The 23,834-nt window shown below is 60.4% G+C and carries 18 protein-coding genes and 2 pseudogenes; 6 read left to right on the forward strand and 14 right to left on the reverse strand.

The window, feature by feature from the left end; translation table 11 throughout:
- Window positions 1-871: 871 nt before the first annotated feature.
- From IB241_RS25490 to IB241_RS25505, 4 genes are read right to left on the reverse strand one after another with little or no spacing between them, the layout of a single operon-like run.
- Window positions 872-1,951: a polyamine ABC transporter substrate-binding protein gene (locus IB241_RS25490; RefSeq protein WP_192300947.1), complete on the reverse strand. Its 1,080-nt coding sequence runs from the start codon at window positions 1,949-1,951 to the stop codon at window positions 872-874.
- A gap of 60 nt (window positions 1,952-2,011) precedes the next feature.
- A complete protein-coding gene (locus IB241_RS25495; RefSeq protein WP_192300948.1) occupies window positions 2,012-2,353 on the reverse strand; it encodes a cupin domain-containing protein in 342 nt (113 codons plus the stop codon).
- 26 nt (window positions 2,354-2,379) lie between these two features.
- Entirely contained in the window at window positions 2,380-3,786 is a 1,407-nt protein-coding gene (locus IB241_RS25500) for an NAD(P)/FAD-dependent oxidoreductase (RefSeq protein WP_192300949.1), read from the reverse strand.
- A 49-nt stretch (window positions 3,787-3,835) separates the two neighbouring features.
- The gene (locus tag IB241_RS25505; RefSeq protein WP_192300950.1) at window positions 3,836-4,645 is read right to left on the reverse strand and encodes a helix-turn-helix transcriptional regulator; all 810 of its coding nucleotides are present in this window, start codon (window positions 4,643-4,645) and stop codon (window positions 3,836-3,838) included.
- A gap of 256 nt (window positions 4,646-4,901) precedes the next feature.
- Here IB241_RS25505 and IB241_RS25510 point away from each other — a divergent pair, with 256 nt between their 5' ends.
- Complete coding sequence (locus IB241_RS25510) at window positions 4,902-5,174, forward strand: DUF1652 domain-containing protein (RefSeq protein WP_192300951.1); 273 nt, start codon at window positions 4,902-4,904, stop codon at window positions 5,172-5,174.
- A 91-nt stretch (window positions 5,175-5,265) separates the two neighbouring features.
- Here IB241_RS25510 and IB241_RS25515 read toward each other — a convergent pair whose 3' ends face one another.
- Window positions 5,266-7,713, reverse strand: a complete 2,448-nt coding sequence (locus IB241_RS25515; protein ID WP_192300952.1) for a UvrD-helicase domain-containing protein — start codon at window positions 7,711-7,713, stop codon at window positions 5,266-5,268.
- Window positions 7,714-7,932: 219 nt separating this feature from the next.
- On the opposite strand from IB241_RS25515, the gene IB241_RS25520 reads away from it, so the two are divergent.
- On the forward strand, window positions 7,933-8,628 hold the full coding sequence (locus tag IB241_RS25520; protein ID WP_192300953.1) for a pirin family protein: 696 nt from the start codon (window positions 7,933-7,935) through the stop codon (window positions 8,626-8,628).
- A gap of 69 nt (window positions 8,629-8,697) precedes the next feature.
- On the opposite strand, the gene pgm is transcribed toward IB241_RS25520, so the two are convergent.
- From pgm to IB241_RS25540, 4 genes are all read right to left on the reverse strand, one after another.
- Window positions 8,698-10,341, reverse strand: a complete 1,644-nt coding sequence (gene pgm / locus IB241_RS25525) for a phosphoglucomutase (alpha-D-glucose-1,6-bisphosphate-dependent) (RefSeq protein WP_192300954.1) — start codon at window positions 10,339-10,341, stop codon at window positions 8,698-8,700.
- A gap of 113 nt (window positions 10,342-10,454) precedes the next feature.
- Window positions 10,455-11,861 (reverse strand): PLP-dependent aminotransferase family protein, encoded by a 1,407-nt coding sequence (locus IB241_RS25530; RefSeq protein ID WP_192300955.1) that lies wholly within the window; start codon window positions 11,859-11,861, stop codon window positions 10,455-10,457.
- A gap of 36 nt (window positions 11,862-11,897) precedes the next feature.
- The gene (locus IB241_RS25535) at window positions 11,898-13,334 is read right to left on the reverse strand and encodes a hypothetical protein (RefSeq protein WP_225595726.1); all 1,437 of its coding nucleotides are present in this window, start codon (window positions 13,332-13,334) and stop codon (window positions 11,898-11,900) included.
- Window positions 13,335-14,047: 713 nt separating this feature from the next.
- Complete coding sequence (locus IB241_RS25540; RefSeq protein WP_192300956.1) at window positions 14,048-15,070, reverse strand: zinc-dependent alcohol dehydrogenase family protein; 1,023 nt, start codon at window positions 15,068-15,070, stop codon at window positions 14,048-14,050.
- 268 nt (window positions 15,071-15,338) lie between these two features.
- Between IB241_RS25540 and IB241_RS25545 the strand changes: the two genes are divergently transcribed.
- On the forward strand, window positions 15,339-16,253 hold the full coding sequence (locus IB241_RS25545) for a LysR substrate-binding domain-containing protein (RefSeq protein WP_225595727.1): 915 nt from the start codon (window positions 15,339-15,341) through the stop codon (window positions 16,251-16,253).
- Between the two features lie 282 nt (window positions 16,254-16,535).
- On the opposite strand, the pseudogene IB241_RS25550 reads toward IB241_RS25545, so the two are convergent.
- Window positions 16,536-17,708: pseudogene (locus tag IB241_RS25550) on the reverse strand (CoA-acylating methylmalonate-semialdehyde dehydrogenase); the annotation flags it as partial.
- Window positions 17,709-17,712: 4 nt separating this feature from the next.
- Between IB241_RS25550 and IB241_RS25555 the strand changes: the two are divergent.
- The 3 genes and pseudogenes from IB241_RS25555 to IB241_RS25565 form a co-directional block, all read left to right on the forward strand.
- A pseudogene (locus tag IB241_RS25555) lies at window positions 17,713-17,964 on the forward strand (ABC transporter permease); the annotation flags it as partial.
- A gap of 174 nt (window positions 17,965-18,138) precedes the next feature.
- Window positions 18,139-18,771, forward strand: coding sequence for a TetR/AcrR family transcriptional regulator (locus IB241_RS25560; RefSeq protein ID WP_192300958.1), 633 nt, complete (start codon window positions 18,139-18,141; stop codon window positions 18,769-18,771).
- Window positions 18,772-18,817: 46 nt separating this feature from the next.
- Entirely contained in the window at window positions 18,818-19,801 is a 984-nt protein-coding gene (locus IB241_RS25565; protein ID WP_192300959.1) for an MDR family oxidoreductase, read from the forward strand.
- A gap of 128 nt (window positions 19,802-19,929) precedes the next feature.
- Here the strand turns inward: IB241_RS25565 and IB241_RS25570 are convergent, their stop codons facing one another.
- From IB241_RS25570 to IB241_RS25585, 4 genes are read right to left on the reverse strand one after another with little or no spacing between them, the layout of a single operon-like run.
- A complete protein-coding gene (locus IB241_RS25570; protein WP_192300960.1) occupies window positions 19,930-20,778 on the reverse strand; it encodes an alpha/beta fold hydrolase in 849 nt (282 codons plus the stop codon).
- A 17-nt stretch (window positions 20,779-20,795) separates the two neighbouring features.
- Entirely contained in the window at window positions 20,796-22,088 is a 1,293-nt protein-coding gene (locus tag IB241_RS25575) for an NAD(P)/FAD-dependent oxidoreductase (protein WP_192300961.1), read from the reverse strand.
- 60 nt (window positions 22,089-22,148) lie between these two features.
- A complete protein-coding gene (locus IB241_RS25580; protein ID WP_192300962.1) occupies window positions 22,149-22,571 on the reverse strand; it encodes a RidA family protein in 423 nt (140 codons plus the stop codon).
- Between the two features lie 34 nt (window positions 22,572-22,605).
- Window positions 22,606-23,745 carry a tyramine oxidase subunit B gene (locus IB241_RS25585; protein WP_192300963.1) on the reverse strand — a complete coding sequence of 380 codons (1,140 nt, stop codon included), beginning with the start codon at window positions 23,743-23,745 and terminating at the stop codon, window positions 22,606-22,608.
- Window positions 23,746-23,834 lie beyond the last annotated feature (89 nt).

Raw genomic sequence — 23,834 nt, forward strand, 5'->3', positions numbered from 1 at the left:
TAAAGCTCGACAGCTCCCACAGAGGATTGGCAGTGCCTGGGCTATCTCCAGCCGAACACTGACATCCCAGCAACACAGCTCAAATGTGGGAGCGGGCTTGCCCGCGAAAGCGGTGGTTCAGCCAACACCTCTACCAACAGTGCCACCGCCTTCGCAGCCTCGCTAAAGCTCGACAGCTCCCACAGAGGATTGGCAGTGCCTGGGCTATCTCCAGCCGAACACTGACATCCCAGCAACCCCAATCACCTGTGGGAGCGGGCTTGCCCGCGAAAGCGGTGGTTCAGCCAACATCTCCACCAACAGTGCCACCGCCTTCGCAGCCTCGCTAAAGCTCGACAGCTCCCACAGGGGACTAGCAGTGCCCGGGGGATCTCCAGCCGAGCACTGACAGCCCGCCAACACCAATCACCTGTGGGAGCGGGCTTGCCCGCGAAAGCGGTGGATCAGCCAACATCTCCACCAACAGTGCCACCGCCTTCGCAGCCTCGCTAAAGCTCGACAGCTCCCACAGAGGATTGGCAGTGCCCGGGGGATCTCCAGCCGAGCACTGACAGCCCGCCAACACCAATCACCTGTGGGAGCGGGCTTGCCCGCGAAAGCGGTGGTTCAGCCAACATCTCCACCAGCAGTGCCACCGCCTTCGCAGCCTCGCTAAAGCTCGACAGCTCCCACAGGGGATTGGCGGTGTGAGAGGGATCTCCAGCCGAGCGCTGACATCCCAGCAACACAGCTCAAATGTGGGAGCGGGCTTGCCCGCGAAAGCGGTGGTTCAGCCAACACCGCTATCAACAGTGCCACCGCCTTCGCAGCCTCGCTAAAGCTCAACAGCTCCCACAGGGGACTAGCAGTGCCATAGAGGGGCGGCCGGCGTTTAACGACCCGTGCGGATGGTGTTCCACACCCGCGTGCGAATCCGGTCGATATTCAGCGGCATCGCCTCCAGCGCAAACAACTTGCCCATCATTTCTTCGCTCGGATAGATCTTGGTGTCGGCCTTGATCTCGGGCGCCACCAGGCCGTCCGCCGCGCTGTTGCCGTTGGCGTAGTGCACCGAGTTGGTGATGTCGGCCATCACCTTGGGCTCCAGCAGGTAGTTCATGAACGCATACCCGGCCTTTTCATCCGGCGCGTCGGCGGGCATGGCCACCATGTCGAACCAGATCGCGGCGCCTTCCTTGGGAATCTGATAGCCGATCTTCACGCCATTCTTGGCTTCCGTGGCGCGGCTTTCCGCTTGCAACACGTCGCCGGAGAAGCCGACGGCCACGCAGATGTCGCCATTGGCCAGGTCGCCGGTGTATTTCGAGGAGTGGAAATACGCCACATACGGCCGCACTTTCATCAGCAGCGCTTCGGCTTTTTTGTAGTCCTCGGGATTTTTGCTGTGGGGTGGCAGCTTCAGGTAGTTGAGGGCAATCGGCAGCAATTCCGGGCCGTTATCCAGGATTGCCACCCCGCATTTGCTGAGTTTTTCCATGTACTCGGGCTTGAAGATCAAGTCCCAGGAATCCACCGGGGCGTTGTCACCCAGCACCGCCTTGACCTTGTCGATGTTGTAGCCGATGCCCGTGCTGCCCCACAGGTACGGGAAACCATGGGCGTTGCCCGGGTCGTTGTTTTCCAGGGCCTTGAGCAACACCGGGTTGAGGTTTTTCCAGTTGGGCAACTGGCTCTTGTCGAGCTTTTTCAGGGCGCCGCCCTGGATCTGCCGTGCCATGAAGTGGTTGGACGGAAACACCACGTCATACCCCGAGTTGCCGGTCATCAGCTTGCCATCGAGGGTTTCGTTGCTGTCGTACACGTCGTAGCTGAAACCGATACCGGTCTGCTTCTGGAAGTTCTTGGTGGTGTCCGGCGCAATGTAGCTGGACCAGTTGTAGATCTTCACCGTCTCGGCGGCCTGGCTGACGGAGGCCAGCAACATCAAGGGCAACAGGGCAATGGCTTTCATGGTTCGATTTCCTGGCGGTTTTAGGGCTGTTTTTATGGCAGGCGATCAAGGATCAAAGCGTTACAGAATCAATACGTAGGTCTTGCGCACGGTTTCCTGGATGTCCCAGATGCCGGTGCTGTTGGCCGGCAACATCAGTGCATCACCGGCTTGTATGTGGACGGTTTCACCGGAGTCGGGGGTGAAGGTGCAGCGGCCCTGGATGAAATGGCAAAACTCCTGGGATGTGATCTGCCGGCGCCAGCGACCCGGGGTGCATTCCCAGATACCGGTCTCGACGCCGTCGCTGCGCTCCACGCTCAGGGTCGAGGCCACGGCGATCGGTTCGCCGAGGGGCACGGCCACGGGTGACGAGTCCGGCAGGTGGGCGTTCAGGGTGTCTTTGAATTGAGTGATGGTCATGGGTTCTCCCGTGTGAGTGAAACGACTTAGTGCATGAAACCTTCCATGAACTCGGCCACGCCGGTCGCCAACTTGCGGCGCCAAGGGGCGCTGTTGGGGTCTGCCAACACTTGGTCCTCATGGACAAAACTGCGAATGATCGCGTTGTAGCCCAACCAGCGGCACGGTTCCGGTTCCCAGGCCTTGAGCGCATCTAGGCCACGTTCGCGGATTACCCAGGGTTGCCTGGTCAGTGGCGTGGCCTGGCCGAGGATCAGGTCGGCCAGGGTGCGCCCGCCCAGGTTGCTGGCGCCGACGCCCTCCCCGCCATAACCGCCGGACAGCGCGATGCCGGTCTGGTGGTCGCACAGCATGTGCGGGCGGAAGTTGCGCGCCATGCCCAGGTTGCCACCCCACGAATGGGTAATCCGTACGTGCTTGAGCTGTGGGAAAAGCTCACCGAACAGGTAGCGACGCAGCTCGACTTCACTGTCGGTCAAATCGAAGTCATGCCGCAGTTTGCCGGCGAACTGATAGCCGCCACGGGCGCCAAACACCAGGCGATTGTCGGCCGTGCGTTGGCCGTAGGTGACCTGGCGGCTGCTTTCACCGAACGCCTGGCCGTGGCTCAGGCCGATCTCATCCCAGGTGCTGGCAGGCAGCGGCTCAGTGGCGACGATCAGGCTTTGCACCGGTAATTGGTACCGGCCCAGGGGCGCCAAGGTGTTGGCATAACCTTCCACAGCCGGCACCACCCAGGCGGCGCGGATGCTCGCCTTGGCCGTGCGCACGCGCCCGGATTGCCAGTGGATGGCCGGGGTGTTTTCGTAGATCTTCACGCCCATGCTTTCGACCACCCGTGCGAGGCCGCGCACCAGCTTGGCCGGGTTGATCGTCGCGACGTGGGGCGCATAGATACCGCCATAGGGCTTGGCGATGCGGATCTGTTGGGCCAGTTGCTGCGGGGCCAGCCAGCGATAATCCGCTTCGGTCAGGCCCTGGGCGTAGAGTTTGTCCAGGTAGCGGCGCAGGCTGCCTTCCTGCTCGGGATAACGCGCGGCGCAGTACAGCGCGCCGCCCTTGCGGTAGTCGCAGTCGATGCCTTCACGGCCCAGGACCTGCGCAACTTCATCGGGGATGCCGTGCAACAGGTCGAACGAGGCGCGGCGCTGCTCGGGCGGCACGTCGGCCAGCAGGCGATCTACGCCGAGCAGGTTGCCCATCAGCCAGCCACCATTACGGCCCGACGCGCCGAAACCGGCGGTTTGTGCCTCGATGATGGCGATGTTCAGCTCGGGGGCCTGGCGCTTCAGGTAATAGGCGGTCCACAACCCGGTGTAACCGGCGCCGATAATGACCACGTTGACGTCGAGGTCATGCTCCAGGGACGGCCGCGCCACCAGCGGGTCGTCCAACTGGCCCATCCATAAACTGATATTGCGCCATGCTGGCATGCCCGCTTCCCCTACCTCGTTTCGATAGGGTCGATCCTAGAGCGCGGTGTTACTGAATGTCTTGCGCGCGTGCACGCAGGGAAATTTGTTTGACGTAGGCCTTGGGCGACTGCCCGGTGTGTTGGCGGAACGCACTGTAGAACGCAGACAACGAATTGAAACCGGCGGCGAACGCCAGGTCATCGACCTTGATCGGCGGCGTGGCGTGCTCCAGCGCGGCGAGCAAATGTTGCAGCCTGGCCTGGTTCACGTAGCGGTAGAAGCTCTGGCCGAGCACTTGATTAAGCAGGTAGGAAATCTGATTACGGCTGTAGCCGCATTCCTTGGAAACCCGTTGCAGGTCCAATTCGGGGTCCAGATAAGGCTGTTTGCGTTCGAAGTACTGCTGCAAGTCATTGGCCATATGCCCCAATTGCTGCGGTGACAGGCCCAGGCGGCTGACCGTGGGACGCAGGGTCTGGGTCGGCTGTTCGTGCACCAGGGAGGCGTATTCGTTGACCCGCCAGATCAGCCCGTCGCGCACGGTGATCGCTTCGCTGGTGCGAAACGACACCAGGCCCTGGCCGCCGCGCAAGGTGATGCGGTATTGGATGAACGCAGTGTTGCCATCAGCGCGGATGCGGTCGGTGTGCTCAATCGCCTCGTCCGCCTCACGGGGCATGCTGGCTTGCAGGTACTCACGCAGCTCGGCGTAACCGACCACACGGTTCTGGAAAAAATCGTGGTACTGGATCTGCGGGTGGTAGTAGGACATCACCCCATCAAGGTCGCGACGCCGCCAACACAGGCTGTGGCGCAGCACGACGTCGCAGGTGGCTTGGGTGTGCTGGCTATCATCGTCTGGGGCGATGTTTGGCATGGAAGGCTCTGCGGCGGGTAAAGCGTGGAGATTGCCGAATTTTGTGGCTTGCGACAATGGCCAAGTGGAACGCCCGGATAATGGCCTTTTGGCATCCTCACCATAAGGCGTGATCCATATCAAAAGGTAGGAAAACAACCGCCAAACGGGGCGAAAAAAGTCACGTTGCGTTTACAAACGGATGCTATTTTTAACTTCTCCGATGCCACGACCGCTGACGGTCATGGCCCCTGCCGCGAGCAAAAGGAAGCGCTCAATGAACAAGGTGGGCAACATGAATAAAGTGACATTCCCCAACGCCTGCCAGCTGATGCGCTGGCATTTCCATCCGATGGGCTTCGAGGGCAGCATGGACGCGCCCGGCAGCATGGTCGCCCGCCTGTTTGACCGAGCGAGTGGCGAGACGTTGATTGCCATCGCGGGCATCCCTTGCGCCACGGTGATGAATGCGGCCGATGTGGAGCGGATCATCGAAGCGGTGGAGGATGAGTTGGCGTCGTTTGTGCCCCCGCTGACTTTACGGGCTTGAGTACGCGCTGACAGGCAACACCGTTCGAAGGTGGAACAGGCTTGTGTGGGAGCAAGCCCGCTCCCACAGGGGGGGATGTTGCATTCGCCGGCTAACCCCGCTGGTCGTCGAAGAAGGCTTTCTTGCCATCTACCCGCTCTGACGCCTTGGGCACATTCACCGCCTGGCCCTCGGGCTTTTCCACATACCAGTAGCAATGGCTGACAGCCCGGGTAATACCCACATAGGCCAGGCGCAGCACCTCGTCCCTTTGCGCAGTGTCATACGGCTCGCTGTCACCGTCCTTGCCCAGCCCCGCCATGCGGTACACCTGATTCTTGTAGGGCGAGCTGGTGACATGTTGGCAATCGCCCAGCAGAAATACCGCGTCTGCCTGTAGGCCCTTGGCACTGTGGTAGGTCAGCTGTTTAAGCCTGCGCGCCTGGGGTGGCAAGCTAGAATCCAGATTAACTACAGACTGAATATGCTCTTGAATCAGTAACTTATCGCTACTTTTTCGATAAAGCATTAACACTGTTTCGCCGTTTTGATAGTGCATCAACAACTGCTGCCCCAGTGCGGCTTCATCGCGCTCCAGCACCTTGACCGGCACCAACGGCTTGGGCGCTCCGCTGGCCTTGGCCTTTTTGCCGGGAATCGCCGGCGCAGCGCGCACGATATGCTCCGCTGCGTCGATGATGTGCTGGTGACTGCGGTAGTTCTCCGCCAGCATCACGCGAGTGGTGGCCGGGGATGGGAATTCCTGGTTGAACTGCATGAAATACTTGGGCGAACTGCCGCGCCAACCATAGATCGACTGCCAGTCATCCCCCACGCACAGCAGCGATGAACGCTGGGCGCCGCGCCCGACGTGCATGGCCGGACCGCGACTGCGGATCTCGCGCAGGCTGGCGCGGATCCACGAGACGATCTGCGGCGAGACGTCCTGAAATTCGTCGATCATCAGGTGGGACAGCGGCCGCAGCAACGGATCGCTGAGCAGCTTGAGGTTTTCCGGGGTGTTTTCGCCAAACAGCGAGAACATGCGGTTGTAGGTCATGATCGGCGGCGACTGGTCGAGCAAGTGGTCTTCCAGGGCCTTCCAGAAAATGCTCAGCGCCTCGAAGAAAAAGCGGTCCGGGTCGTCCTTGGCAAAGCTCATCTGGCCCACGGCCGTGGGCACATCCAACCCGAGGTTCTCGATAAAACCGGCCGCCATGACGAAACAGTCCAGCAGCGGCGCCGAAGCCAGCTCGCCCTTGACCTTGTAATCAAAGCCCGGCCCCGCGCTGGCATCACCGGCCAGGCTGCTTAACAGTCGTTTTGATGAATCGTAATTATCAAGCCATATCAGCGGCTTACGACAGAAAGCTTGAAACAGGGTGCGCTTTACCGCCCACTCGGCGCGCACCGAAAGTTTCGAATTGGGCCGACTGACCTGGGCGTTTTCCCGCGAATCGAAGCCCAGCACCACCCACGCATCCAGCTCCGGGATGTAGCCATGGCAATGGAATTTCGCGCCATTGATCTCCACGGTCTGCCGGCTCGGCTCAATGCCCTTGATCGGCCAGGCCCCTGCGCGGAACCACAGGTCTTCGATCAGATCGCAGAGTTCTTCGTCGCGTTTGGCCGCCAGCTCGGTCACTGCCACGCGCTTTTGCACGTCGGGATGCTCGCGCTCCAGTTCCTTGAGCTGCAGCCCATGCCGGGCCAGCGGCGCGATCAGCTCGCGGAACCGCGCATGCTGGCCGTGCAAACGGTGATAGCAGGCGTTCATTTGCTGACGCTGGGCGTCGTTGATACGCAGGTCGAACGGGTTGCTGTCAGCCTCTTCAGTACCCGAATTCAGGTTCTCGAAGGCCTGCAGGCGCTCGAAACCCGGCAAGCTGCGCACCATCGGCAGGATGCGCGAATGGAAGGTGCGTACCACCGCCTGGGCCTCTTTGAAGCCAAGGGGTTGGCCCCACAGGTTGAGAATTTCCATGAGCTTGTGGATGAAGTCTCTGCGCGATTCGCGGGTGAAGGTCACCACGGTCATCGAACTGAGTTCAAAGCCCAGGTAATGGGTCAACAGCAGGATACGCAGCACCAGCGAGGTGGATTTACCCGCACCGGCACCCGCGATCACCGACGTCGAAGGTGTGTCGCTGAAGATCATCTTCCACTGCGCGGCACTGGGCTGGGCATGCGCCGGCAGCAGGCGCGCCACGTCAGCCTTGATGCGTTTTTTCAGGTCGGCGGTCAGCGGCAGGCGCCAATCATCGAACAGGTTGTCGTCGACACCCGGCGCACGGTGTTCATCGGGGCGAAAGTCACGGATCAGCAGGACTTGCCGGCCCTCCTCGATGCCGTCGGCCTTGCCCTCGCGGTAGCCATACTCCACGCCTGCCTCATGCCCACTGCGAAAGCCATCGGCCTGCCCATGCAGCCAGGAAAACCGGTGCTGGGCGCGCAGGCGCGTGAGTCCGTGGCCAAACAGGCGCGCCGCCAGGCGCTTGAACAGCGGCATGTCTGCCAGTGGGCGTAGCTCTGGGGGCAAATCAGGGGTGTGTTGCGGCACGCGGACTCCAGCGATGAGGTTGGTTTTGGCGAATGCGCCATGGTCGCCGGAATCGGCGTTCAGTTCCAGCCAATTGCTTTGCTGTCATGCAGTTAGGCGATGAAGTGAAAGTCAAACCCCTGCTTATCAATCTAGTAAGTCGATAGGAATCAGGCACTTTTTACGCTTTTTATCGATCATGTAGTGCCGGATCATAGGCGCTATCCACAGGAGACGATCATGCTTGAACTTCGACCTTTCAACACGCTGGGCGGCGCCCACCATGGCTGGCTTGACGCCCATCACCACTTTTCCTTTGCCGAATACCACGACCCTGCGCGTATGCACTGGGGCAACCTGCGGGTGTGGAACGACGACATCATCGCCCCCGGCACCGGCTTCCCGCAGCACCCCCATCGCGACATGGAAATCATCACTTATGTGCGCGAAGGCGCCATCAGCCATGCCGATAATTTGGGCAACAAAGGCCGTACCGAGGCTGGCGATGTGCAAGTGATGAGCGCCGGCACCGGGATCGCCCACAGTGAATACAACCTGGAAGCCACACCGACCAAGATCTTTCAGATCTGGATTATCCCGAATGAAAGCGGCTTGCCGCCGTCGTGGGGGGCCAAGCCGTTTCCCAAAGGTGACCGCGAAGGCTTTGTGACCCTGGCCAGCGGTAAAGCGGGCGACAGCGAAAGCCTGCGTATTCGTGCGGACGCACGGCTGGTCGCGGCGAACTTGAAGGCTGGGGAAAGCGCCGAGTATCGGCTCGACAACGGGCGCCGGGCGTACCTGGTACCGGCCACCGGAGCCGTAGACGTCAACGGCTTGCGCGCACAGGCTCGGGATGGTGTTGCGGTTGAGGATGAGTCGGTGTTGCGGGTGACTGCCATCGAGGATAGCGAGATCGTTCTCGTCGACCTGGCTTGACCGCGTCCAACGTCTGGAGGGGGCTAAATGTGGGAGAGGCCTGCCCTCTCCCACACTGGTTTTGCCGTGTTACTGGGAAATGGCGCCGTCTACGAGGACCTGAGCTTCTTCCACCAACAACTTGAGGTGATCTTCGCCGATAAAACTCTCGGCGTAGATCTTGTAGATGTCCTCGGTGCCCGATGGCCGTGCGGCAAACCAGCCGTTTTCGGTCATCACTTTCAGGCCACCGATCGCCTGGTTGTTGCCCGGCGCATGGCTGAGGATCTGCTGGATGCTTTCCCCGGCCAGTTGGGTGGACGTCACCTGCTCCGGCGACAACTTGCCCAGCAATGCCTTCTGCGCCGGGGTGGCCTTGGCGTCGACGCGGATCGCGAACGGCTCACCCAGGGCGTCGGTCAGGCCACGGTAGATCTGGCTTGGGTCCTGGCCTTTGCGCGAGGTCATCTCTGCGGCCAACAGCGCCGGGATCAGGCCGTCCTTGTCGGTGCTCCAGACGCTGCCGTCTTTGCGCAGGAACGACGCGCCGGCGCTTTCTTCACCGCCAAAGCCCAGCGAACCGTCGAACAAACCATCAGCGAACCACTTGAAGCCCACCGGCACCTCGTACAGGCGCCGGCCAATACGTGCAGCGACGCGGTCGATCAAGCCGCTGCTGACCACGGTCTTGCCCACGGCCGCATCGGCGCGCCAGTCGGGACGGTTCTGGAACAGGTAGTCGATGGACACCGCCAGGTAGTTGTTCGGTGCCAGCAGGCCACCGGACGGGGTGACAATGCCGTGGCGATCGTGGTCCGGATCGCAGGCGAACGCCACGTCGAAACGTTCCTTGAGGCCGATCAGGCCTTGCATCGCGTAGCTGGAGGACGGGTCCATGCGGATCTGGCCATCCCAGTCGACGCTCATGAAGCGGAACGTCGAATCGACTTCGGTGTTCACCACATCCAGGTTCAGGCGGTAGTGCTCGGCAATCGCCGACCAGTAGCGCACCCCTGCTCCGCCCAGCGGGTCTACGCCCAGGCGCAGGCCGGCGCTGCGGATAGCGTCCATGTCGATGACGTTGATCAGGTCGGCCACGTAGCTGTTGAGGTAGTCATGGCGATGGGTGGTGTCGGCCTTGAGCGCCTGGGCGTGGCTGATGCGCTTGACCCCGGCAAGCTTGTTGGCCAGCAACTCGTTGGCCTTGGCTTCAATCCACTTGGTGACGTGGGTATCGGCCGGGCCACCGTTCGGCGGGTTGTACTTGTAGCCGCCACTTTGCGGCGGGTTGTGGGACGGCGTGATGACGATGCCGTCCGCCAGACCACTGGTGCGGCCGCGGTTGTAGCAGATGATCGCGTGGGAAATCGCCGGGGTTGGCGTGTATTCATCACCCTCGGCCAGCATCACGTGTACGCCGTTGGCGGCAAGCACTTCCAGCGCACTGGCGCCGGCAGGCGTGGACAGCGCATGGGTGTCCAGGCCAACAAACAGCGGGCCGTTGATGCCTTGGGCTTCACGGTACAGGCAAATGGCCTGGCTGATGGCGAGTACGTGCCATTCGTTGAAACTCAGTTCGAACGAGCTGCCCCGGTGCCCGGAGGTGCCGAAGGCGACGCGTTGGGTGGAGATCGCTGCATCAGGCTGGCCCGTGTAATAGGCCGTGACCAGTCGCGGGATATCCACCAGCAACTGGGCTGGCGCCGGCTTGCCCGCAAAAGGACTGATTGTCATGCATAAACCTCGGAAAGAAGGATTCGGAAAAAATGACAGTTTACTGAGAGTTGGACTACGACGCGATGGTATCGATCCCACAGCAGAAGGAGAATTTTCTAACACTCCCTAACTCAGCCAATCTGCGCCTGCTGGAATGCCAGTGCCAATGCGTCCAAGGCCACGTCCAGGTTCGGATGCCCATTGAATACATGGCTCAGGCGCACATGCTGGTGGTGCAGGCCAGCCAGGCTGAACAGCTCGCCCGGGGCAATCACCACTTGCTGGGCAACCATGCGCTGGAACACCTGGCGCATGTCTACCGTGGCCACCGATTGCAGCCATAGACTGGCGCCCGCGCGGGGCGGCTGGTAGGTCACGCGCCCCTCCAGGCGCGCATCCACACGCTGGCTCATGGCCTCGGCTTGCTCCTGCAGGCGCTGGCGCAGGGTCTGCAAGTGCTGGTCAAACCGCCCGCTCTGGTACAGGCGGGCGATGGCACGCTGTCGGATCGACGACAAACGAAAGGCGCGCAGCAGGAACTGACGCTGCAATTCGCTGCTCAAGTGCCGCGACAGCAGATAGCCGAACGGCGCTTCCGCCCCCAGGGTTTTGTCGAACGACGAAAAGACGATCAGCCGCTCCGGGTTGACCAGATTGCGCAGCGCCGGCTGGCCAGCGGCAAACGCCAAGTCGCCGTAGCTGTCGTTTTCCAGCAGCCAGCAGCCGTGCTGCTCCAGCAGATGCGCCACGTGCAGCCGCTCTTGCACCGACATGGCCACGCCCGACGGCAGGCTGACCACGGATGACAGCAGTACCAGCTGCACCGGCTCATGGCGCAACAGGTGCTCGAAGCTCATCAGGTCGAGGCTGCCATCGGCCTTCCAGGGCAACTCGATCACCCGCACACCGGCGGCCTGCAGCAAACGCAGAATCAACCAGTCGCAGGGCGATTCGACAATCAACGTAGTCCCCTTGAGGCCCAGCACATCGATCAGGATTTCCAGCACGCCACGCAGGTCGGCACCGATGTACACCTCGTCGGCTTGCCAGCAGCGCGTGGGCGATGAGGTGTAGCGCGCCGCCAGTGCCGCCCGCAACTCCCACACGCCGCAGGGTTGCGACCAGGGTTGCAGGTGGCGCGGATAACGGCGAATCAACTGGCGCTCGAGCGTCAGCAAGGTGCCATCCAGTGCGCCCAGCAACGCAGGTTCGTCGCTACTGAGTACGGCCATGCGCGGGCGTCGTGCCGCGGCATAGAGCCTTTCCAGCAGGTCGCCACCGGGAGCCATCAACGGGTTGCTGGTCACTGGCCAGGCGAAGTAACCGGACTTGGCCACCGAGTAGACCCGCCCTTCCTTTTCCAGCAGCGAATAGGCGTACTGAATCGTCGAGATCGACACGTTCAAGCGCGTCGACAACTGCCGCAGTGACGGTAGTTTGACCGGGGTCTCAAGGCCGACTTCATTGATCAGGCTGATCATGTAGCGGTACACCGCCTGATAGGCAAATTCCGCTTGCCGCTCACCCCGCAGGTTCATGACCACCCACCAGGGCAACTGCACCCACCCATGCCGCTAGCGCCCGGACATTTGAAAGGCGCAGCCTGGTGTGGCGACAGCCGAACCCGAGGCCTCGCGGCCGCGCGCAAGCACGCTACGTTCCACCTCTCCGGGCCGCCGGCGGTACAACGCCTGGAGTAACGGCAGCGGCAACCCGCTGGCGTCGACAGCCCACTGTTGCAGCACGTCGGAGGACACCTTGCCTTGCAGCACCTTATGCAGTTCCGGGAGCGCAACCAGCATTCCGGGGTGGCATTGGCGCAGGTAACCCTCAAGGCGCTGGCCGTGGTGGATGAAGGGCGAGTAGAGCAAGCACGTCAACTGGCTCTCATCCAGGCCAAAAACCGCCTGCGCATGAGCGGTCGACAACGCACGGCCATCCGGGCTGCTGGCCTCTGCGATCAGGTATTCGGGAATCTGTCGGCGACTCATGTAGCCGTGCGCCTGGCGAATAAAGCTTTCGACGCCATCCTCGTAGGACAGCTCACGCAGACACTGGGCCTGCAAGCCGTACAGATGGGCCATCAGCAGCGGGTTCGGATACACCGGATGGCTGAAGTGGAAGCCGAACGGGTCTGGCTTATAGGCCAGGAACTCCGTGAGCAACGGCGCGGAGCCGGGGTCTACGTCAGTCAGTAGGTCGGCAATCCCAATGTAGGCCAAGTGACGATGCCCGCCACGACCAGGGCTTTCGCCCGACACGTATTGATCGCCGTAGAGGTCGCGGTAACAGCCGACGCTCCACTCCTCCATGCGTGCAAACAGCCCACTGAGCGACATCGGTTTACCTCGCGACATCCCCACTCCAGCTATCAGTGCGTGCTTTTTCAGCCAGGCCAGGTACTGGCTCTGCTTGCGCGCCGAATCGCCACTGACCACGGCATGCACGCCACCGTTCCAGGTCGTGACCCGCTGAAAGAAATCGCCCAGGGACAGGAAGGTGTCAGTGCACAACGTGGCGCGCAGATCACCGGACGTCAGGTGCCCCACCATCAGCGTCGTGCGCTGGCTGGTTTCGCGACCGCTGCTCGACGCAGGGCGCTGGTGGTTGAAGGGGTACACCTCCTGGTTTTCCACCATCAATAATTCGACGCGGGGGTCGTCATGGAAAAACAGCGCGCTATACCCTTGGTGCAGCGTGTCGAGGGTGGCCTGGGTCATCCCTGCGTGTCGCAAGGTCGCCACGCGCAACTGGAAAGTCTTGGGTGCGCGCCCGGCGATGGACAGTTGCGCCGCCCTTAGCAACGCCAGCGTGTAGCTGCTGACTTCGCCGCCGCCATGGGCTATCAGCACTTTGTAATCACCCACCTGCTCCATGCCACCGGCCGCGACGACTATGCGTTGAATCAGTAATTGAAGTGCGGTGCGTTCGGCGCGTGTGAAGTGCCCGATCAAACGTTGTAGAACTTGTTGATAAACATAGTTCATGGCCTGCTCGTGAATTGCGCTCATAATTCTACTACCCGAGTTGAAATATCAGTTTCAGGCAACTATCGAGATTAGTTGCCCGACCCATTACACCTATAGGCTGGATGTGTATCGCTCTGTACTACGCTGGATCAACGTTAGCACCTCGCAACAAAAGCACTGTGTGCACTTATTCGCCTGCCGGGTGCCCAACCCCTTCACAGGCGGCAGAACCACAGGGGCTAGAGCGGTGCCGCCGTACAACCTAGGAATGTTCCGACAACTTCCTACGCTGCTTTATCCAGAAAGTCAGAGAAGCGTCCGACAAGTAACAATCAAGCAAACCCGTGAATTCAGTGGCTATTGATCAGTACTTTCTGACGCTTGCGCTTTTCGTTTGCGCGAACATATAAACAACCTCTTAGTGCTAGAGGCATGGGACGGTAATGTCAGACATTCAATCATTGCTCAATCCTTGAGATGACAGTGAAGGCACAATTATCGGCAGTCGAATACTGATTAACAGATACAGAAAAGTGCCGAAAACCAGTTCAGATGAACAACCGGCGAAACTTTGTTTGCGCCCACACGACAACGCCGCACTGAAATTCAGCGCGGCGTCAGGGGCAAAGGTATTAAATGCGGGGTCGGCGTGCTTGGGCGGACTTAACCGTGCCGCGGGTTAAGCCCTGTCAAATGGCGTATTCGCCCCATCCGTTCGGATGCATTGGACACGCATTTGCGAATACTCCTACAGATCAAACAGCTTCAACCTGCAATGCGACGCGCTCGCGGCACGGACATTCGTCCATATAGCGGTGTGCTTCGACAAACTGGCTGAACGCAAACACCGTGGTTTTCAGCGGTACCAGCACGCGATCGGCGGTCAGTTGGTTGATGTCGCGTAATGCACGCTGCAATGCCACTTGGTCCTGGATGATGCCCAGTTCCGGCTTGCCGGTGAAATTGCCGATGCAGTGCACAAAAAACTGAATGTTTTTCTGGAACGCTGCACATGCGGGGAATGGCGTCTGGTTGCCACCCTGCAAACCATACAGCACCAGGCTGCCACGCGGCGCCAACACATCGCCGAGCAACGACATCTGCGGGCCACCCAAGCCATCAAACACCACATCGACGCCGCGGTTGTCGGTGAACTTGTTGATCTGCATGAGCAAGTCCTGCTCTTCAGTGACGATGACCTTTTCCGCCCCCAGGGACAGCAGGTATTCACGCTCGGCGCTGTCCTTGGTGGCCGCAATCACCCGCACACCCAAGGCCTTGCCCAGTTGCACGAACGATGGGCCGGCGCAGTGGCTCGCGTCGGTCACCAAGGCAAACTGGCCGGGCTTGACCCGCGCCAGGTCCACATATGCAAAGTAGGCAATCAACAGCGGCGTGTAATGCACGCTGGCTTGAATGGGGCTCAACACATCCGGATAGCGGGTCAGGGCCGAACGGGGCAGGACGATCACTTCGCCATACACCGGATAATCATTGGGGCTCTCGGCCGGAAAACTGGCGACTTTATCGCCCACCGCCAAATCATCCACGCCTTCACCCAGGGCCACGACCACCCCGGCCATCTCATGACCAAGGCCGGACGGCAGGCGCGCATGGGAAGACGCCAGGTTCTGGCGCCACAAAATGTCATACCAGCTGATGCCAATCGCCTCGACACGCACCTGCACTTCGCCCGGTGCGGGCTGCGCGGCTACATGCTCTTCGCACTTGAGCACCTCGGCCGGACCAAACTTGTGAAAACGGATCGTGCGGGACATCGCAAACCTCGTCAAAGTAACCTCTAATGCCATGAACTCTATCTGGGCTTTCCCGGTAAGACCACAGATCACCATTAATAGTCGACATGCCTGTCATTGATTCCGCTCCCGAGGAAAAGACCCCGGCTAACGTAGGAAAACTCAATTAGCCGGTGCAGAGTACCAGCCTTTCCCCGTAAGATTCATGCCGGTCATGCTTCTTAATCGAATCCAGGGGGTTCTTTTATGGCCGCTCTCGTCAAGCTCGCTGACTCTTCCAGGACACAAGATGAACCGTAACGACCTGCGTCGTGTCGACCTTAACCTCTTGATCGTATTCGAAACCTTGATGCACGAGCGCAGTGTGACCCGCGCGGCCGAGAAACTGTTCCTCGGCCAGCCGGCCATCAGCGCGGCCTTGTCACGCCTGCGCGGTTTGTTCGATGACCCACTGTTCGTGCGTACCGGCCGCAGCATGGAACCGTCCGCACGCGCCGTGGAAATCTTCGCCCTGCTCTCCCCGGCCCTGGACTCGATCTCCACCGCCGTCAGCCGTGCCGCCGAGTTCGACCCGGCGACCAGCACCGCGGTATTTCGCATTGGCCTGTCCGATGACGTCGAATTCGCCCTGCTCCCGCAACTGCTCAAACGCCTGCGCGCCGAAGCCCCCGGCATCGTGCTGGTGGTGCGCCGCGTCAACTACATCCTGATGCCCAGCTTGCTGGCCTCCGGCGAAATCTCCATCGGCGTCAGCTACACCGCCGACCTGCCGGCCAACGCCAAACGCAAAGTCCTGCGCCGCAGCCTGCCCAAACTGCTACGCGCCGACAGCGTCCCCGGCGCCCTGAGCCTCGACGACTTCTGCGCCCGCCCCCACGCCCTGGTGTCATTTGCGGGAGACTTGAGCGGATTTATCGACGAAGAACTGGAAAAACTCGACCGCAAACGCCACGTGGTGCTGGCCGTTCCGCAGTTCAACGGCCTGGGCACCTTGCTGGCGGGCACCGATATTGTCGCCATCGTGCCGGACTATGCCGCCGAAGCACTGACCGCCGCCGGCGGCCTTCGCGCCGAGGAGCCGCCGTTGCCGGTGCGCTCGTTTGAACTGCATATGGCGTGGCGTGGGTCGCAGGATAATGATCCCGGGGAGCGGTGGTTGCGGTCGCGGATTCAGATGTTTTTTGGCGACCCTGAGAGTCTCTAGGCTTCGTCGGGCAGGCTGTTCATCTGATCATTTTTGCCTTTCCACAAACCATTGAGCTCCATTCACTTCCGGTGGATTGCTCCATTGGGGGCACATCTGAGGGCATGCTTTGGATGGTTTGAAAATGCTCCGCATTTTTCGATACGGAGCATTCTCTTAAGGGGCTGGACAGATTGCTAGGTTTTCACACTGTCTGTTGCAGAACCATTTCATACTCAAATTGAAATCACCTAGCAAGCAAAGATTCGAAGCTTGCATTTAGGTCACCTGAGATAAGGGGATTCACTTCATCGTCGGCATAGAGAACTCGACTCCCTCCCGAATTCCCGAAGACGGCCAGCGCTGGGTGACCGTTTTACGCTTGCTATAGAAGCGAACCGCATCCGGGCCGTAGGCATGCAAATCGCCGAACAACGAGCGTTTCCAGCCACCAAAGCTATGATAGGCGACAGGTACTGGGAGCGGTACGTTGACACCAACCATGCCGACCTTGATGTTGTCAGAGAAGTATCGGGCAGCTTCACCATCGCGAGTGAAGATACAGGTGCCATTACCGTATTCATGAGCATCGATCAGTTGCATCGCCTCTCGCATGCTCTGCGCACGCACGATCAACAGCACCGGCCCGAAGATCTCTTCCTCGTAGCAGCGCATGCCGGGTTTGACTTGATCGATCAATGTCCCCCCAACAAAAAAGCCGTTCTCGCAAGCTGGAACCTGAATGTTTCGACCATCCACTACGACCTGTGCGCCCTCCTCTTCTGCGCTGTCGATGTATCCGATCACCTTTTGCTGATGTTGGCGAGTGATCAGAGGGCCGAAGTCGTTGCTCTTGTCTTGATAGGCGCCGACCTTGAGACGGGTCATTGCGTCGCGCATTTTACTGATCAAGGCATCGGCTGTTGCATCACCTACTGTGACCGCTACAGACAGAGCCATGCATCGTTCCCCAGATGATCCAAATGCAGCTCCCACCAACTGATTTACCGCGTTATCAATGTCCGCATCTGGCATGACGATGGCGTGGTTTTTTGCTCCACCCAATGCCTGGCAACGCTTGCCATTTGCCGCAGCCGTCCGGTAGATGTACTCAGCGATTGGTGTCGAGCCTACAAAACTCACCGCCTGAACACGATGGTCGTGGAGCAAGGTATCGACGGCCTCCTTGTCACCATTAACCACGCTCATGACGCCATTCGGCAAACCAGCTTCCTGCAGCAGTTGGGCGATGAACAGGGTCGAACTTGGATCGCGCTCGGAGGGCTTCAGGATGAAGCAATTGCCGCAGGCAATCGCCATAGGAAACATCCACAGGGGCACCATCGCAGGGAAATTGAATGGCGTGATTCCAGCAACTACCCCCAGCGGTTGGAACTCACTCCAAGAATCGATATTGGGGCCAACATTTTTGCTGTGCTCCCCCTTGAGCAACTCGGGCACACCACACGCATATTCAGCTATTCGTCCTGGGATCATGTCCGGCGCGCTCTTTGCGATGGTGACCTCATTCGATGAGGCGGTGCTGGTGCAATTTCTTGGCGGGGTTGAGCAACGCACCATCCCGCGCCAGATGTGGTCAGGCATGCGCGAACAGATCAGCCCAACCATCCTGGCGGCGGCCAGGTTACTGATTCTCGGCTCGGTGGCATTGCTGGTCGCTGTTGAACTCATGCGTCAACGCTCGTTGCGCCTACGCGGCATCAAAGAGTAACGAGCGCAGTTCCTGAGGCCCGTGAGACGCACACTTTTATAAAGATGCGTCCAAAAAGAAACCGGGCAGAGGTTAGGCAATCTCTGCTTCGGTTTATCGACTCCAACCGCCTAGGCAACCGTCATGGCAGTTATGCAATTGACTTTGTAGACGATCAGTCTAATATCCTTGGCCATGATCAACTCCTCGCAAACTCCTCGCCGTGGCCGTCCGCCCAAGGTATCCCGACAGAATCCGGATACCCGTGACGCACTCATTCGCTGCGGGACCGAAATTCTAACTGAGCAGGGCTTCATGGCCACCGGCATCGACGGCGTACTGAAAACGGTCGGTGTTCCAAAAGGCTCCTTCTACCACTACTTCGATAGCAAGGAGGATTTTGGACGGGCCGTGATGGACAACTACGCAGCTTACTTCGCCAACAAGCTCAAACGCTGGTTTCTCGATGACTCAATGACTCCTCTGCAGCGTGTTCTAGCCTTCGTCGAGGACGCGAAGGGAGGGATGGAGAAATACCAGTTCAGACGCGGCTGCCTGGTAGGTAACCTTAGCCAGGAAGTAACCATTCTTCCCGCAGGTTTCCGTGAGCATCTGGATGCCACCCTATTCAGTTGGCAGCAACAATTGGCCACTTGTCTAAGAGAGGCACAGGATGCTGGCGAACTCGCCAGACATGTTGATTGCGCAGAACTCGCTGCGTACTTCTGGATTGGTTGGGAAGGTGCGGTGCTCAGAGCACGGCTGGTGAAAAGCGCAGCCCCTTTAAATACGTTCATCAACGGATTCATGGCCGGATTACCGCGTTAATTTTTTTGGCTTTTTATAGACGATCGGTCTAATTGAGGAAAACCTTATGTTCCATGGCATTTTGATTGAAAAAAATGACAACAGCAGTCTCGCAAAACTAGCCAGCTTGGACGAAGCACAACTGCCTGCCGGTAATGTGACGGTTCGTGTTGCTTATAGCACCCTCAACTACAAAGACGCACTGGCGATAACGGGACAAGGCCCGGTTGTACGCAAGTTTCCGATGGTGCCTGGTATCGACCTGGTGGGGACGGTTGAGGAAAGTAGCCATCCTGACTTCAAGGTCGGTGACGATGTGCTGCTTAATGGATGGGGCGTGGGTGAAGCGCACTGGGGTGGCCTGGCTCAAAAGGCTAGAGTCAATGGTGACTGGCTTATTCCCCTGCCTCGCGGGTTCACCGCGCAACAAACCATGGCAATTGGCACAGCAGGTTATACGGCGATGCTCTCGGTGCTCGCTTTGGAGCGCAACGGCGTGACACCGGATTCAGGTGAAGTCTTGGTGACAGGAGCCAATGGTGGCGTTGGCAGTTTCGCTATCGCCCTCCTCGCTGGCTTGGGCTACACCGTCGTGGCTTCAACTGGTCGTCTTGAAGAATCTGATTACCTAAAGAGGCTTGGCGCCTCGGAGATCATTGATCGCTCAGTCTTAAGCGGGCCAGGTCGCCCACTTGCCAAAGAACGATGGGCAGGCGCGATTGATTCGGTTGGTAGCCATACGCTGGCCAACGTATGTGCCAGCACCTGTTATGGAGGCACCGTTGCGGCATGCGGACTCGCACAAGGGATGGACTTACCTGCCAGCGTTGCCCCCTTCATTTTGCGTGGGGTGACACTGGCTGGTATCGACAGCGTGATGCGTCCGCGAAGAGATCGGATCGCAGCTTGGGATCGTCTGGTACGAGATCTTGATATCTCTATCTTAAAAGAAGTAACGCGAGAGATTGGTTTGGGCGCGGTTGTTCAGACGGCAGAGCAACTGCTCGCCGGCGAAGTACGCGGACGGGTTGTGGTTAACGTCAATAATTGACAGCATTGTTTCAGGCAATGAGGTGTCTACGAAACCCGGGGCGATTCAGTTGATCGCCTTGGGCTGCGGAGCCGTTCAACGAACCAGGAAGCCTCTTGAAGAAAGGACAACCGCGACCGCCGTGCGGACTAGCGCCCCCCGGCCCCCAGCCCCTTCAAGAAGCCTGCAACCAACCCATTGAACACCTCCCCCTGATCGTCATGCACATAGTGACTCGCGTCCGCGACCTCCACCGTTCTGATGTGCGGGTTGCAGGCAGTCATGGCCTCAAGCGTCGCGGCCGGCAGGAAGTCCGAGCGGCCGCCGCGAATGAACAGGGTCGGGCAGTCCAGGGCGCGTACGGCGGGCCACAAATCTGTCGGTTCGATGCTCAGGCGTGCCTTGGCAATGCCTTGCTGATCATGCCGCCAGGTGACCCCTGTGCCACTGTCCTTCATCGAGTGCGCGAGCCGTGAGGCCAGGCCCTGCTCCGACAGGCCTGGGCGCGACGCCTGCCAGAAGGCACGGGCCAGTTCCCAGTTGCCGAACTGCAACGGCGTCTGGCTCATCTCGCGGCGAATACGTGCGGCACCATCACCTTGGGTTGAAGAGCCGGGGCCGATGTCTTCGATCATCAACCCCATCAACCGCCCCGGGTTTTGCCGTGCATATTCAAGGGCGTTGGCTCCTCCCAAGGAATGCCCCAGCAAGACGAAACGCCCCAATCCCAGATGAGCCACCAGGTCCTCAAGGTCTTCCACATAGGATTGCGTGTGGTAGGTCTCTGGTGCGGCCCAGTCGCTTAAACCGCGCCCACGTTGGTCCAGGGCGTAAATGCAGTAACCGGTTCCCAGGGACTGCACCAGCGATTCCCAGGTCTGTGCGTAGGCCCGCAAGCCATGCAGCAGAACCAGCGGCACGCCGCTCGAATCGCCCCAGTGCACGAAGTGCAGGCGCAGGCCTGAACGATTGGTGAAAAAACAGCTTTCAGAAGCCATGGGTTGATTCCTTTGCGTCAGAAACGATCGAAACGATACGGGCTTGGATCAATGATCGGCGTGTCCCCGCTGACAAGGTCCGCCGCGAGGTGGCCCGCCGCCGGTGAGGTACCAAAGCCGTGCCCGGAAAAACCCGTGGCTACGGTCAGCCCGGGGATCTGCGCGACCGGCCCGATCACGGGGTTGGAGTCCGGCGTGACGTCGATGGTGCCCGCCCACGCCTGGGCGATTCGCGCCTGTTCGAACACCGGCCAGGCGGCGATCAGGTTGTTCATCGCGTCACTGTTGAGGCGCGGGTTGGCCGCCGGGTCCTGCACCCTCACCCGCTCGAACGGGCTGACACTGTCGGCGCGCCAACGCCTTGCAAGTTTCAGATCGTCCAGAAAAGGCTTGCCCAGCGACACGTTCAGCACATGGCGCTGTGCGCGAAACTGCGGCATGTATGGCTTGGCGAGCAACAGGTGATCCAGGGTCAGGAACGCGTCCAGCTTGCCGCGCTGGGTGATGATGAAGCCGCCGTCCTTGTGCTTGCGAAACGAAAAATCCGGCGCGCCGACCGCAATCTGCGTCGGGCCTTCCATGGGGTGGGTGCGCAGTACCGAGCAGGTCAGCGGCAAGGTCGGCAACGCCACGCCCTGGTTGCCGAGGAAACGCCGCGACCACATGCCCCCCGCCAGCAGCACGTGATCACAACGGATTTCACCGCGCTCAGTGACCACCCCGCTGACAATCCCGGCGGACATCTGCAGCGTACGTACCGCACATTGTTCGATGATCACCACCCCTTTCGCCATGGCAGCCTTGGCGATCGCGCTGCTGGCCAGGGTCGGCTCGGCACGCGCGTCGGACGGCGTGTAGATGCCGCCGGCCCAGTCGCCTACGCCACCCGGCACCAATGCGTCGATTTCACGTTTGCTGAGCAGGCGCGAATCCAGCGACAGGTGCTCCACCGACTTGAGCCACCCTTCATGCATCGCCATCTGCGCCGGGGTCCGCCCGACAAACATGATGCCCTCCTGGCGGTAGCCAACGTCCGCGCCGACCCGCTCGGGCATCTGCGCCCACAAGCGGTCGGCGGCCAGGGCCAGGGGAATGTCGGCGGCATGGCGGCTGGTCTTGCGCACCCAGCCAAGGTTGCGCGACGACTGCTCGGCGGCGATGCGGCCTTTTTCCAGGACCACCACGGCGATATTGCGTTCGGCCAGGGTCAGCGCGGCCGTCAGGCCAATAATCCCGCCGCCGATAATGACCACGCTGGTGCTGGCGGGAAACGCGGTGGAGGTGTTCACGGGCGCGATAGTCGGTGCCATGCTCAAGACTCGGTGATAGGCAAATAAAAGCGGCCGCCGTGCTGCGCGGCCGCGTGACGGTCATGGCGCCAGGCGGATCACTTCAACCTGTGCCTTGGCGGCGTTGCGATACGCCGTCACTTCCAGCTCGACCTTGTAGACCGTCGAGCCCAGCGGCGGGCACGTCACGGTGCTGGCCGGATCGACGCCGCGAAACTTCTCGCCGATCAAGCCCATCACCGTCGGGACGTCCTTGGGGTCCTGGATGAACACCCGTGAACACACCACATCCGCCAGGCTCGCCTGCACCGCCGCCAGGGCGGTTTCGATGTTGGCGAAGACCTGATGGGTCTGCTCCAGCACATCCTCCGGGATCAGCTTGGTCTGCGGGTTGCGGCCGGCGGTGTTGGACACGTAGATCCAGTTGTCCACGACCACCAGGCGTGAATAGCTGCCCATTTCTTCGAAGGGGGAGCCGGTCTTGAGCTTGATGATGTTTGTCATGTCGAATGCCTCTTCAGAGTAAGTGTCGGGTGGCTCAGCGCAGCACCGGGGTGTCCCACAGGTTCAAGGTCACGCCGATGCCTTTTTCAATCGCGTTGCGGTACACCACCGTGCCCCAGGCCACGTCTTCGACAGGCATGCCGCCCACCGACATGATGATGATTTCCTCATCGTTCCGGCGGCCGGGCGCGGCACCGGCGATGATCTTGCCGATGTCTTCGACGTCTTCGAGGCGCAGCTTGCCTTCGGCGATCATGTCCATGAAGCGCACGCCAATCACCGGCACGTTGTGGTGCGCGGGCTTGGGCAGCTCGTCAAACCAGGCTTGGTACAGGCCGGTGTTGTCCAGCACCTTGCGCACGTCGGGTTGCTCCATGCCGTCATCCAGGGAGCACGCCGCCGGCATCGCCAGGAACGCGCCCGGCTTGACCCACTCGCGCCGCACAATTGGGTAGATCGAGGGGTCGCCCGTCTCGCCGGAGCTACAATAAGTAACAAGGTCCGAGTCGCGGACCACCGCTTCCAGGGTGTCGACCACGCTGATCGAGGTGATCTGTGGGTAGGTCGCCCTCACCCAGGCAATAAAATCATCCAGGCTCTTCTGGCCACGGCCTTTGATTTTCAACGTATCGATCTGCGGGCACACCGCAATGAACGCCGACAAGGTGGTCTTGCCCATTACCCCCGGGCCGAGCAACCCCACCACCCTCGCCGCCTTGCGCGCCAGGTGCCGCGCACCAACGCCGGGGATCGCGCCGGTGCGATACGCCGACAGCAAGTTGGCCGACATATGCGCCAACGGCGCGCCGGTATCGGGGTCATTGAGGGTGAACATCAGAATCGAACGCGGCAGGCCCTTGTCACGGTTGGCGATATTCGAGCCGTACCATTTCACGCCGGCCGTGCCGAAGCTGCCGCCCAGGTAGGCGGGCATCGCCATCATGCGCCGGTCCGCCGTGGGCTTGGGCATGTTCGGGAACGGCGAATCCTTGGGAAAGACCACCATTGCCCCGTGGGAGTCGTTGTTCGGCCCGGCCATGCGGTAGTCGCCGGCATAGAGCAAGCCGAACATCTCTTCCATGGTATTCACGCAGGCCGGCATGTCCGTGACGCCGGCACGGATCATGTCCTGCTCGGAGAGGTAGATAAAGTCGATTTTTGTGGAAGTAGACATAGTCATTCTCGGGCCGCAAGTGAGATCGCTGCGATAGGCGCAGCTCCACGCTGTCGACGTCGAGTATCGAGGGGCACTTGCGCGCCGTA

This window comes from Pseudomonas sp. PDM05, assembly GCF_014851685.1.
Lineage (GTDB): Bacteria > Pseudomonadota > Gammaproteobacteria > Pseudomonadales > Pseudomonadaceae > Aquipseudomonas.